The sequence below is a fragment of the Vreelandella venusta genome (assembly GCF_007989605.1).
Classification (GTDB): Bacteria; Pseudomonadota; Gammaproteobacteria; order Pseudomonadales; family Halomonadaceae; genus Vreelandella; species Vreelandella venusta.
Genome location: NZ_BJUL01000001.1, coordinates 134023 through 145862, shown reverse-complemented (window position 1 = coordinate 145862; position 11840 = coordinate 134023). Strand labels below are relative to the sequence as shown.

12 protein-coding genes are annotated in these 11840 nt (G+C 51.9%); 7 read left to right on the top strand and 5 right to left on the bottom strand.

All coding sequences use genetic code 11. The features are described 5' to 3' along the window. Window positions 1–138 precede the first annotated feature (138 nt). The gene (locus HVE01_RS00685; RefSeq protein WP_146941824.1) at window positions 139–1494 is read left to right on the top strand and encodes an aldehyde dehydrogenase family protein; all 1356 of its coding nucleotides are present in this window, start codon (window positions 139–141) and stop codon (window positions 1492–1494) included. A gap of 196 nt (window positions 1495–1690) precedes the next feature. Continuing rightward, on the top strand, window positions 1691–2554 hold the full coding sequence (locus tag HVE01_RS00680; RefSeq protein WP_125753758.1) for a MurR/RpiR family transcriptional regulator: 864 nt from the start codon (window positions 1691–1693) through the stop codon (window positions 2552–2554). A 32-nt stretch (window positions 2555–2586) separates the two neighbouring features. On the opposite strand, the gene HVE01_RS00675 is transcribed toward HVE01_RS00680, so the two are convergent. Beyond that, window positions 2587–2946 carry a RidA family protein gene (locus HVE01_RS00675; RefSeq protein ID WP_038477690.1) on the bottom strand — a complete coding sequence of 120 codons (360 nt, stop codon included), beginning with the start codon at window positions 2944–2946 and terminating at the stop codon, window positions 2587–2589. Window positions 2947–3017: 71 nt separating this feature from the next. Beyond that, window positions 3018–3503, bottom strand: coding sequence for an Lrp/AsnC family transcriptional regulator (locus HVE01_RS00670; RefSeq protein WP_125750923.1), 486 nt, complete (start codon window positions 3501–3503; stop codon window positions 3018–3020). 219 nt (window positions 3504–3722) lie between these two features. Between HVE01_RS00670 and HVE01_RS00665 the strand changes: the two genes are divergently transcribed. Beyond that, a complete protein-coding gene (locus HVE01_RS00665) occupies window positions 3723–5408 on the top strand; it encodes a 2-isopropylmalate synthase (RefSeq protein WP_125750926.1) in 1686 nt (561 codons plus the stop codon). Between the two features lie 136 nt (window positions 5409–5544). Here HVE01_RS00665 and HVE01_RS19990 read toward each other — a convergent pair whose 3' ends face one another. Together HVE01_RS19990 and HVE01_RS00655 are read right to left on the bottom strand one after the other, a co-directional pair. Beyond that, a complete protein-coding gene (locus HVE01_RS19990; RefSeq protein WP_244973748.1) occupies window positions 5545–5760 on the bottom strand; it encodes a hypothetical protein in 216 nt (71 codons plus the stop codon). Window positions 5761–5778: 18 nt separating this feature from the next. Next, window positions 5779–6633, bottom strand: coding sequence for a universal stress protein (locus HVE01_RS00655; protein ID WP_146941823.1), 855 nt, complete (start codon window positions 6631–6633; stop codon window positions 5779–5781). Window positions 6634–6800: 167 nt separating this feature from the next. Here HVE01_RS00655 and crcB (HVE01_RS00650) point away from each other — a divergent pair, with 167 nt between their 5' ends. From crcB (HVE01_RS00650) to HVE01_RS00640, 3 genes are all read left to right on the top strand, one after another. Further along, window positions 6801–7187: a fluoride efflux transporter CrcB gene (gene crcB, locus HVE01_RS00650; RefSeq protein ID WP_146941821.1), complete on the top strand. Its 387-nt coding sequence runs from the start codon at window positions 6801–6803 to the stop codon at window positions 7185–7187. Further along, window positions 7184–7579, top strand: coding sequence for a fluoride efflux transporter CrcB (crcB, locus tag HVE01_RS00645; RefSeq protein ID WP_125750936.1), 396 nt, complete (start codon window positions 7184–7186; stop codon window positions 7577–7579). The genes crcB (HVE01_RS00650) and crcB (HVE01_RS00645) overlap by 4 nt, the downstream gene beginning before the upstream one ends. A gap of 71 nt (window positions 7580–7650) precedes the next feature. Continuing rightward, window positions 7651–8625: an arsenic resistance protein gene (locus HVE01_RS00640; protein WP_146941819.1), complete on the top strand. Its 975-nt coding sequence runs from the start codon at window positions 7651–7653 to the stop codon at window positions 8623–8625. 103 nt (window positions 8626–8728) lie between these two features. Here the strand turns inward: HVE01_RS00640 and HVE01_RS00635 are convergent, their stop codons facing one another. Beyond that, complete coding sequence (locus tag HVE01_RS00635; RefSeq protein ID WP_125750943.1) at window positions 8729–10219, bottom strand: SulP family inorganic anion transporter; 1491 nt, start codon at window positions 10217–10219, stop codon at window positions 8729–8731. Between the two features lie 528 nt (window positions 10220–10747). Between HVE01_RS00635 and HVE01_RS00630 the strand changes: the two genes are divergently transcribed. Then, window positions 10748–11761, top strand: a complete 1014-nt coding sequence (locus HVE01_RS00630; protein WP_146941817.1) for an isocitrate dehydrogenase — start codon at window positions 10748–10750, stop codon at window positions 11759–11761. Window positions 11762–11840: the final 79 nt, after the last annotated feature.

The window sequence follows — 11840 nt, the reverse complement described above, 5'->3', positions numbered from 1 at the left end:
TTAAATAGTGAAAGTGTGACCTTACCACCAACCAAGCTATCTGTGCTTTTGTTGATGCTGTCACTTCTATTTGGAGTGAGGTATTCAAGTAGCCACACAAACGGCTATTGTTATTAAGAAACAACTCAAGGAGCTGCCATGAAACGCGATTTAATGCGCCTGTTGGACACTCAGCGTCATGCGTCTGGCCAAGCGCCCTTTCCCTCATTAAGGTTGCGACGAGAGCGTTTAGCCCGCCTTGCACGAATGACGAAGTATCACCAGCGGGACATTATCCAGGCCATTCAAACTGACTTCGGCAGGCGTAGTGAGACAGAAATACGCTTAGCGGAGATTAACGCGGTGCTGCATGCCATTCGCCATACACGGCGACACCTCTGGCACTGGATGCGTCCATACGCTGCCAACATGCCATGGCGTTTATGGCCTGCCCGCGCCCGTATCGCTCCTCAGCCGCTGGGCGTGGTGGGTATTATGTCGCCCTGGAATTACCCCTGGAGCTTAGCGCTGATGCCCGCCATTGACGCTATCGCAGCGGGCAATAGCGTTATAATCAAGCCCAGCGAGTACGCTCCTAATACCAGCGCTCTCCTGGCTAAGCTGGTGCCGCAGTATTTTACCGATGAAGAAGTAGGCGTTGTTGAGGGCGGCCCAGAGATAGCAAAAGCGTTTAGCGCACTGCCTTTTGATCATCTGGTTTTCACTGGATCGACGGCGGTGGGCCGCCAAGTTGCACGTGCCGCTGCCGAGCAGTTAACCCCAGTGACGCTTGAGCTAGGTGGTAAATCACCCGCTATTGTAGCGAGTGACGCTGACCTGGATCGTGCAGCCGCCTCAATTATATTTGGCAAGGGAATGAATGCTGGCCAGACCTGCATTGCACCAGATTATGTACTGGTAGAAAGCCGCCACCTGGAAGCACTTATTCAGGCGCTCAGTCGAGCTATCGAACAGCAGCGCCCCAGCGCTAAAGAGGTCACGGGCTTTGTCAGCCCTCACCATCAGCAGCGCAGTGAGCGGCTGATAGCACAAGCGAGAGATCACGGCTGCCGCATCATCGACACCGGGCAACACGCACCAGCGCTGGTTATTGATCCAACCCAACACCTTGAGCTGATGCAAGAGGAAATTTTTGGCCGTGCGCTACCGCTTATCAGCGTTAAAAACATCGAAGACGCGATTACCTTTGTGAATACCCGGCCTCACCCACTGGCACTTTATGCCTTTACCGACGACAAAACACTTCAGGCAACTTTACGCCATACCACTCGCTCTGGTGCGCTAGTATTTAACGAAACGCTACTTCATCACGCTGTTCCCTCGCTGCCCTTTGGTGGCGTTGGCGAAAGCGGCATGGGGGCTTATCACGGTCGCCATGGTTTTGAACGATTCAGCCATTTACGAGGTGTTTTTTATCAATCAAAGCGGGCCTCTAGCGCACTGGTAAGGCCGCCTTATAAGCGCTGGCTATTGAAATTACTCAGGATTGGCTAAAGCTGATGAACAACAGCCTACCATCGGTTCCGAAGCCCCTTTATCCGCAGACTAAACGGGGCTAGGCAATCGGTTAGCGACGGAGTTTATTCCCCTAGCCGAAGCGAGTGGTGATATTCTTTTAGCCAACGCTTTTTACTTGGTGCAACGAATTTGGGCACCCAACGTGCAAAAAACATTGCCATGGAGGCTATTGATGGCGCATGACCTGCTTGACCGCTTACGCGAACGCTTAGAAGAATTAAACCGCTCAGAACGCAAAGTTGCCAATGTCATCCTGGAGGACCCAGCAGTTGCCACCAGCTTGAGCATTGCCAGCCTTGCCCAAGCGGCTAGCGTCAGCGAGCCTACGGTCAATCGGTTCTGCCGCAACTTCGGCGCCAAGGGCTACCCCGATTTTAAAATCAAACTTGCTCAAAGCCTCGCAGGCGGAACGCCCTATGTGACGCGCGCTGTCGAGCCTGGCGATACCGCAACGCAGTATACCCATAAGATTTTTGGCGCGACGATTGCCGCCCTGGACGAAGCCCAGCGAGAGGTCGATATGGCCGCCGTTGAGCGCATGGTTGATTATCTTACTCAAGCAAAACAGATTCATTTCTTTGGCTTGGGTGCCTCAGGTGCCGTCGCCCAAGATGCCCAACACAAATTCTTCCGCTTTAACTTGCCCGTCATGGCCTATGTAGATGTGCTGATGCAGCGCATGGTGGCCGCCGCCTGTCATACCGGTGACGTAGTGGTGATTATCTCGTACACAGGCCGCACCAGAGAACTGGTCGATATCGCACGCGTTGCTCGCGAATCAGGCGCCGTGGTACTGGGAATCACCGCCCCCAACTCGCCGCTTTCCTTGGAATGCACCTCGACTCTCGAAGTCGCCACCCCCGAGGACACCGACCACTATATGCCCATGACCTCGCGGATGATTCAACTAACGCTGATTGATGCCTTAGCCACCGGGGTTACCCTAAGGCGCGGCGAAGACTTCCTGCCGCACCTTAAGAAAATCAAAGACAGCCTGCGTGACACCCGCTTTCCCATAGAAAAAGCGGCTAAGTAACCAGTCAGACAACTATCGCTGATACGGATACCTTAACTGCTGACGGCAGTGGTAACGGTAATTTCTACTTTTAACTCATCAGCCGGCAGCGGCGCGCATACACAGGTGCGTGCCGGTGCATAGCCTTCTGGTACCCAGGCATCCCACACTTCGTTCATTGCAGCAAAATCATTACCGTCTTTAAGATAGATAGTCGCACTCAGCAGTTGCTCGCGGCTGGAGCCAATTTCTTTTAACAAGGCATCAACCCGCGCCAGCATACTCTCGGTTTGCTCCTTAATTCCTTCGTGGCGCGCTTCAGGACCGCTTACCTGACCACACAAATAAGCCACACCTTGATGAATAACGGCACGGCTCATACGGGCTTTTGTATCATGGCGTTGAATTGTCATGGTTCAATCTCCTGGGTAGGACAAAAAAAGCAGTGTAAACCGCCACCGTCTTATTGCCTATGCCTTCTTAATTACGCCCGCTCCGTAGGCACAGGACGATGCTCGAAGACACGCCGCAAAACAAAGCTGGTGTGGGCTCCGGTGACCCCTTCAATACGGTTGATCACGTGCAGCAGCAGGTGCTGATAATCGTCCATATCGCGAACCAGTATCTTGAGCTGAAAATCTGCCGCTTGGCCGGTGATAATCAAACACTCAATCACATTGGGGATTTTGCGAATATGGCGTTCGAAGTTATCAAACCGTTCAGGCGTATGTTGATCCATTGAAATGTGCAGCAACACCATCAGTTGATAGCCCAACTGACGCGCATCAACATCGGCTCGGTATTGGGTAATTAAGCCATGCTCCTCTAGCGCACGCACCCGGCGCAAGCAAGGTGAAGGGGAAAGGCCGATGCGTTCGGCTAACTCCTGATTACTAATCCGCCCCTCCTGCTGCAGTACATTCAGGATGTGGCGATCAAAACGATCAAGTTCAAGCGGCACCACAGACATAATAAGCAGCTCCTACCAATAAAAAACAACAATGCGATATTTATTGCCAATTATTGGCAATAAAACCACATTTTCGCAATAAACTTTCGCCTTGTTTCCAGTAAACTGTATTGACTGTCACAAGCAGCCCCGACACGGTGTCTTACCCAGACACCTGCTAACGCGGCTTACGCCACAAGCGGCCGCCCAACTAAACTCATCGCCTTCAGGAAACTCACCATGTCTGCTTTTGATCATCGCAAATACCGCCCTGCTCCGCGTGTTCCCGCTTTCAACCGCCAATGGCCTGACCGCGACTTAACGCAAGCGCCAATTTGGCTAAGTGAAGACCTACGCGATGGCAACCAGGCGCTACTAGAGCCGATGACGGTTGAGCAAAAGCAACGCTTTTGGCAGCAGATTATTAAAGTGGGTATTAAAGAAGTAATGGTGGGCTTTCCCTCGGCTAGCCAGCCAGACTACGACTTTGTCCGCTGGCTAATTGAAGAAGACCAAATTCCAGACGATGTCACTATTGCGGTACTCGTTCAGTGCCGTGAACACTTAATCGAGAAAACTTTTGCATCGTTGGAGGGCGTCAAGCGCGCCATTATCCATCTCTATAACTCCACCTCTACCATCCAGCGCGAGCGGGTGTTTGAGATGGATCGAGATGGCATTACCGATATTGCCGTGCAAGGCGCTACCTGGGTGAAGACCTATGCTGCCCAACACCCTGATGCTGACTGGCGTTTCCAATATTCGCCGGAAAGCTTCTCTAGCACTGAAATCGATTTCTCACTGGCCATCTGCGAGGCGGTGATGGATGTTTGGCAGCCGACGCCAGACAACAAGTGCATCCTCAACTTGCCCACTACGGTAGAAGTCGCGGGGCCGCATCACCACGCTGACCAAATTGAATATTTTTGCCAGCACATTAGCCGTCGCGATAGCGTGATTATTTCAGTACACACCCACAACGACCGCGGTGGTGCCGTTGCTTCAGCAGAATTGGCACTATTGGCAGGAGCTGACCGTGTCGAAGGTACGCTACTGGGTAACGGCGAACGCACTGGCAACATGGATATTGTTACCTTGGCAATGAATCTGTATAGCCAGGGCATAGATCCAAAACTGGATCTCTCCAACCCAGACGAAATCGTCCAGGTGGTGCATGAATGCACCGGTATTACTATGCACCCGCGCCATCCCTGGGTTGGCGAGATGGTGTATACCGCGTTTTCTGGCAGCCACCAGGATGCTATTCGTAAATCTCTCAAGCATCAAAAACCCGACGAGCCTTGGCAAGTGGCTTACTTACCCATTGACCCGCACGATATTGGCCGCGACTACCAAGCCGTTATTCGGGTGAATAGTCAATCTGGTAAAGGCGGCATGGCCTTTTTGTTGGAGCGAGACTACGGCATTAATTTACCGCGCTGGATGATGCTGGCACTTGCTCCTTACGTGCAGCAAGAGAGCGAGCGTCGCAACGGTGAGCTTTCTAGCGAAATTATTCGCCAAGTAATGTTTGATAACTTTACTCAGGATGCGCCGCTGGCATTGGCCGATTACCGGCTATCAAAAGGTCAACACGAAGGCATTGAAATAACCCTTTGGCAAGGCGCCGAGACGCTGCGTTTGTCAGGCACTGGCAACGGTGCCATGTCAGCCTTCACTGATGCCTGGAAGCAGCATTCGGGTAGCAATGTAGCCATTATTGACTATAGTGAGCACTCATTGGGTGGCGACAGCGAAGCCAATGCAATTGCCTTTGTGCAGCTGAATATTGATGGCCAGCGACTTTGCGCCGTGGCGGAAGATAGTGACACCGTTAGCGCATCGCTGAAAGCGTTACTGTCGGGCATTAATATGGCACAAGCTACCAAGCAGCATCAGCAGAAAGACGCTGCTATTGAGGCCTAAGCGCTTACTCAGCACACTCGATACATTTCAGCACTAACGGGTCTCCGGTGAGGCGTTTGGCACCCATCCATTCGCCACACTCGATGCACTCGCCAAAGTCTCTTGCTCAATTCGCTGCAAAGCGCCGCCAATAAACTTAAGCATCATTTGGCGGCGCTGCTCTTCTGCCTTTGCCCTTTGCCATGGCTTGACCTCGCAGCGCATCCATCCGTGACAGCCGCCCTACCAACGTCTGATCAAGCACCACCGTCTCTCTTGAAGAGGCGCTTTTAATACTCTCCTCTCGCAAAGAAACCTCTAGCGCTAACAGCTTCTGGCTTATCGCGGCTGTCTCTACGTCAGGGTGACTCACCTGCGTCTCCTAGAGACCTCAACGCAGAATAAGCACCGGTAAATGGGCATTACGCAGCATGGCGGTCGTCGTGCTGCCCACTAACAAGTGACGAATACGCGAATGGCCGTAGGCCCCCATGACCAGCAGGTCAATACCGTGCTCCTGCTTGTAAGCACGCAAGGTTTCTTCCACTTCACCAGCGCGAATTGCGCCTGCAGCGTGGTGGCCTGTAGATTCAAGGAGATCGATTGCCCACTCAAGCTGCGATCGGTTTTCTGCCGTCTCAGCGCCCACAATCACGACATGGCAGGCAGCACCTTCAAAGAGCGGGCTTTTGGCCAGCATCTCAATGCCTTTGCGAGCTGTTTTGCTGCCATCAAACGCCATCATCACGTTTTTCGGCTGTGTAAACTGCTTAGGCACCATCAATAGTGGGCGATGCAGCTCACGCACGACGCGTTCAAGGTTAGAGCCTAGATGGCCACTGGCTTGATGCGCAGTTTCACCACGCTTGCCTAATACTAGTAGGCGCATCTCCTTTTCATTCTCAACCAGAGTCTCTACCAACGTGCCGTTACGCTGAAGGCAGAGTGGATCCGCAATACCGGCTGCCATTGCACGTGCCTTTGCCGCATCGAGCATATAGCCCCCCTGCTCACGGGCAACTTTCGCGCGCTGCTCTTCAATATCCGAAAGCTTTTCAAGCAGATGCTCTCGGGTTCCTAAACCTAAATTACCGGTTAGGTCAGGCTCCGCCACTTGGGAGTGGTTATCCAGGGTATGAATAAAGCTTAATGGCGCATCAAGCGCTTGGGCGGCCCAGACAGCATAATCACAGATACTTTCTGAATATTGAGACCCATCAATAGCGGCGAACACACGATCAGACATAAAAGCGACTCCTTGAGCGGGTGCGTTAAGGTTTTTATTATTCTCATTCTTTTTTACACGAACTTATTGACCAGCGACACCTTAACGCGTTCTTTCTGATCCCCCTATCGTTATAGCCTGGGTGGTACACTTAGCGGCCTATCAACGCGGCCAGTTAAGGAGTCACGATGGGGAATGGTATCGCGAGCATACTGCTGGTAGCACTTGGCGGCGCATTGGGCGGCATAGGACGCTATGCCGTTTCTAATCTGATCGCCCATCTGCTGGGCAAAGCCTTCCCCTGGGGTACCCTGCTGGTGAATGCCAGCGGTGCGTTTATAGCGGGCGGGCTACTTGGTTATTACGGAGTGCCAACCGTACAGCCAGTGTGGCTCTTTGCTGTTGCAGGCTTGCTAGGTGGCTATACCACCGTTTCGTCATTCAGCTTACAAACTATTGAGCTGTGGCAAAGCGGCCAAGCGCTGCGTGCCGCTTTAAATATTGCCGCAACCATAGTGCTCGGCATGGTGATGGCCATGTTCGGTTGGCTGTTAGCTAAGGAGTTGCTGCTATGAGCTGGCAAGCCTACCTAGCCGTCGGAATAGGTAGCGGGCTTGGCAGCGCCCTTCGTTACGGGGTATCTCTCGTATCTTTGGCAGCATTTGGCGGCCACTTCCCTTGGGCCACGCTCCTGGTTAACGTGTTGGGTTCTGGCATTATCGGCTGGATTGCCGCTACCGCCTCACGCTTTCCTAACGGCAAGCTTGCGCACTGGCAGCCGCTGTTAGTGGCCGGCTTTTGTGGCGGTTTTACCACATTTTCACTTTTTAGCCTGGAAACCTTGCACCTTATTCAGCAAGGGCTTTCTGGGCTAGCGCTGCTTTATGTGCTCATCAGCCTACCGCTTTGGTTACTGGCGGCCTGGCTAGGAGAACGCATAGCGCTTGCTCGTTCGTCTAACCGGTAAAGTCAGTCTTAAGTTCAGCTCGTCAATCTTATTGCTAATTAACTTTATGCTCATTGAAATATAGGTATTTTATGCGCGAGCAGTTAGAGCGACAGCAGTCATGGGTTTACCTGGGATTTATCTGCCTAGGGCTTATGATGGGCCTGATAGCTCCCTTACTAGCGTCATCGCTTGAACAGCTGTTATGGCCGCTACTCGGCATACTGCTATACGCCACTTTTACGCAAATACCGCTATTACATATCAAGCAAAGCGTTACCGATAAACACTTTATGGCAGCGCTGCTAATTGGCAACTTTATAATTATCCCTACGTTACTTGGGTTATTAGTGCTAGAAGTTTCTGTATTGGGGCTCCCGCTTTCCCCACCGGTGATAGCGGGTGTCTTGCTAGTACTACTGATGCCCTGCACCGATTGGTTTATTACCTTCACGCACTTAGGCAAAGGCGATGCCGCCCGGGCTGTTGCGGCAACGCCACTGCTGCTGCTCATCCAAATGGCCGCATTGCCCGTTTATCTGTGGTTATTTTTAGGCGGCGAGTGGTTTCAGCTAACTTTTTCTACCGACCTACTCAGCGCGTTTGCTGGACTGATCCTGCTGCCCTTGAGTTTGGCATGGCTAACAGAGCTTGCTGCCAAGCGATCTTCAGCTATCAAACGCTCTGTGGGCTGCCTCATTTATTTACCAGTGCCGCTGCTAGCACTGGTGGTGTTCATCATTGCCGCTTCGCAGGTGAATAGCGTGCTAGGGCTTAGCCATGTGCTGTGGCAAGTTGTGTTTATCTTTATCGGCTTTTTAGTCATCGCTGGGTTGTTGGGTAAAACGTTAGGCAGTCTATTCAAACTACCGCCTGCCAGCGCCCGAACACTTGCCTTTAGTTTTGGCACGCGCAATTCGTTTGTCATGCTACCCATTGCGCTTACCCTGCCCAATGGATGGCAAGCTGCGGTAGTCGTTATTGTTTTTCAATCGTTAGTGGAGTTATTTGGCATGGTAGCGTTGATACGCTGGGTGCCCAGTAAGCTAATTCCGAGCCAGCTATAAAAAACGCCGGCCCCTTAGCATGGTGACCGGCGTTAAAGCGTACGTATTGATTAACGCAATATCAGTATCGGAATTTGGCTACCGCGTAACTACGCTGCTGTGGTTAATGGCCGCCCATTAGCTTCTCAACCGCTTCGGGGTCGTTGTGCACCGCGTAACGATCTACGACAGTGGCACTGGCTTCACTCAAGCCTACCAGTTCCACCTCAGTACCTTCACGACGGAACTTGATCACCACGCGGTCCAGGGCTTGGACAGCAGTAATATCCCAGAAGTGGGCACGGGAAAGGTTGATGGTGACTTTATCGATGCTCTCTTTAAAATCGAAGGCCGCAATAAACCGCTCAGAAGAGGCAAAGAACACTTGGCCAACCACTTGGTATTCACGCTCTTTACCGGGCTCTACTTCTTGCGAGCCGATATACATGATGTTGCCGACCTTATTAGCAAAGAACATGGCGGCAAGCAGTACACCAACAAAAACACCAATCGCTAAATTGTGCGTCCCAACAGTCACCGCTACGGTGGCTAGCATAACGATATTGGTACTCATCGGATGTTTTTTAAGGTCGCGAATCGACTCCCAGCTAAAGGTGCCAATCGATACCATGATCATTACTGCCACTAGCGCAGCCATGGGTATCTGCGAGACCCAATCAGCTAGAAAGACCACCATCAGCAACAGAACGACACCCGCGATAAGCGTTGAGAGCCGAGTCCTGCCACCGGACTTGATGTTGATGACTGACTGACCAATCATTGCACAGCCTGCCATACCGCCCAATAAGCCCGATCCAATATTAGCGATACCCTGGCCTTTACACTCACGGTTTTTATCGCTGGGTGTATCCGTCAAGTCATCAACAATGGTGGCTGTCATCATAGACTCAAGAAGGCCTACCACCGCCAGCATGATGGCGTAGGGAAAGATGATCGTTAGCGTTTCTAAATTAAGTGGCACGCTAGGCCATAAGAACATTGGCAGTGTATCGGGCAGTTCGCCCATATCACCTACCGTGCGTATATCCATGCCGCTTACCATATACACCCCGGTAAGCACCACAATGCATACCAGAGGAGAAGGAACCGACTTTCCAATCGTCGGTAAGTACGGGAAGAGATAGATAATACCCAAGCCTGCTACCGTCATGGCATACACATGCCACGTCACATTCGTTAGCTCAGGCAGTTGCGCCATGAAGATTAATATCGCTAGCGCATTCACAAACCCGGTGACCACCGAACGGGATACAAAACGCATCAGCTCTGCAAGTTTTAAGTAGCCTGCGATAATCTGTAATACCCCAGTCAATAGCGTGGCCGCCAGTAAGTACTCCAGGCCATGTTCGCGCACTAACGTAACCATCAGTAGCGCCATCGCACCGGTAGCTGCTGAAATCATACCTGGGCGGCCACCAGTAAAGGCGATCACTACCGCGATACAAAACGAGGCGTACAGGCCCACTTTGGGGTCAACGCCCGCAATAATCGAAAACGCAATCGCTTCAGGAATTAGCGCTAGGGCAACAACGATGCCTGAGAGCGTGTCGCCTTTGATGTTAGAGAACCACTCTTGCTTACTGAAAAGTGCCATTCAGGGAGTCCATAGTTGAAGGTGAAACACTACGCACTACCGCCACACCGAGGTGAAACGAGAACGCGCAATTAAGCGAATAGGTTGTCAAAACAGTGCTGCATCACAAAGATACGGGGGCAGCATAAACAGCCAATGAACGGCCATAGGATGCACAAGCGCCGACATAACGCGATAGGCGTCACGCGCTTATATAAAGGAGGGAATTACTTAGGGCGGAGTCATCAGCCCAGAAAAGATGCGAGTAAAAGCAGTCATAAGTAATATTCTGTACGGTTGCAATAAGCAAGGTGCGACAAAGCGCCGTATTCTAACAGCACCACAGCCGCATTGCATCTCACGCCGTTTTCGTAGCCCACACTGTAATACGCGCTGACACGCCCCACCTCTACTTAGGCAGGGTGACCTCGCGACTGATTGTGGCGTACCATTGCGCCACCAGAAACGATGACAATGGCCAACGTTTTATGTTGATGCGGCACACATAGTCACGTGCCGAATATGCCCGCCAAAGAGGAGAAATAGATGATGAGTCAGTCAATTGCGGTGATTAAAGGCGACGGTATCGGCCCAGAAATTATGGATGCCACCCTGCGCGTACTTGATGCGCTGGAGTGCGGCCTGAATTATGAGTTTATCGATGCTGGCCTGGCGGCGCTTGAAAAACACGGTACGCTGATTCCTCAAGAATCGCTTGATGCCATCGAGAAGTACGGTATTGCCCTGAAAGGCCCGCTGACCACCCCTATTGGCAAGGGTTTCTCCTCCATCAACGTGCAGCTGCGTCGTCATTTTGACTTGTACGCCAACGTGCGCCCTGCGATTAGCTTCCCCGGCACACGTTCGCGTTACAACGATATCGATATGATTACCGTGCGCGAAAACACCGAAGGGGCCTATCTCTCTGATGGCCAAGAGATGATTGACGATGGCAATACCGGCATTTCAGTCATCAAGGTTACCCGCCAGGGTTCCGAACGCATTGTGCGCTATGCGTTTGAGTTAGCCAAAAATAACGGTCGTAAAAAAGTCACCGCTGTACATAAAGCTAACATCATTAAAACCAGCTCTGGCCTGTTTTTGGATGTCGCTCGGGAAGTCGCCAAAGAGTATCCCGATATCGAATTCCAGGAAATGATTGTAGATAACGCCTGCATGCAGTTGGTGATGAATCCGCACCAGTTCGATGTCGTTGTCACCACCAACCTGTTTGGCGATATTCTTTCTGATCTCTGTGCTGGACTAGTGGGCGGGTTAGGCCTCGCGCCCGGTGCTAACATTGGCGAAAAGGCTGCTATTTTTGAAGCAGTTCATGGTTCAGCACCGGATATTGCCGGACAAAAAATCGCCAACCCTTGCGCCCTGCTGCTAGCAGCCGCCCAAATGCTTGACCACTTAGGCATGAACGAAAAAGGCGATGCTATTCGTCACGGAATTCGCGCGGTGCTGGAAACACGCCGCGATATGGTGACACCCGACATGGGTGGCACCGGCACAACCGATACATTTGCCCAAGCGCTCGTAGAGCATTTAACGGCTTAACTGTTTAGGTGCTTCTCCCGTCACCGCACCGCATCTTACGCGGTGATGGGATCCTTGAGCTTTAAGTCTAACGTTTCTT

What these genes read in the sequence shown, in the direction of transcription:
- HVE01_RS00635 (WP_125750943.1), bottom strand. Translation starts at nt 10,219, where the DNA reads ATGGCACTTTTCAGTAAGCAAGAGTGGTTCTCTAACATCAAAGGCGAC.
- HVE01_RS00640 (WP_146941819.1), top strand. Translation starts at nt 7,651, where the DNA reads ATGCGCGAGCAGTTAGAGCGACAGCAGTCATGGGTTTACCTGGGATTT.
- HVE01_RS00685 (WP_146941824.1), top strand. Translation starts at nt 139, where the DNA reads ATGAAACGCGATTTAATGCGCCTGTTGGACACTCAGCGTCATGCGTCT.
- HVE01_RS00675 (WP_038477690.1), bottom strand. Translation starts at nt 2,946, where the DNA reads ATGACAATTCAACGCCATGATACAAAAGCCCGTATGAGCCGTGCCGTT.
- crcB (WP_146941821.1), top strand. Translation starts at nt 6,801, where the DNA reads ATGGGGAATGGTATCGCGAGCATACTGCTGGTAGCACTTGGCGGCGCA.
- HVE01_RS00655 (WP_146941823.1), bottom strand. Translation starts at nt 6,633, where the DNA reads ATGTCTGATCGTGTGTTCGCCGCTATTGATGGGTCTCAATATTCAGAA.
- HVE01_RS00665 (WP_125750926.1), top strand. Translation starts at nt 3,723, where the DNA reads ATGTCTGCTTTTGATCATCGCAAATACCGCCCTGCTCCGCGTGTTCCC.
- crcB (WP_125750936.1), top strand. Translation starts at nt 7,184, where the DNA reads ATGAGCTGGCAAGCCTACCTAGCCGTCGGAATAGGTAGCGGGCTTGGC.
- HVE01_RS00630 (WP_146941817.1), top strand. Translation starts at nt 10,748, where the DNA reads ATGAGTCAGTCAATTGCGGTGATTAAAGGCGACGGTATCGGCCCAGAA.
- HVE01_RS00680 (WP_125753758.1), top strand. Translation starts at nt 1,691, where the DNA reads ATGGCGCATGACCTGCTTGACCGCTTACGCGAACGCTTAGAAGAATTA.
- HVE01_RS00670 (WP_125750923.1), bottom strand. Translation starts at nt 3,503, where the DNA reads ATGTCTGTGGTGCCGCTTGAACTTGATCGTTTTGATCGCCACATCCTG.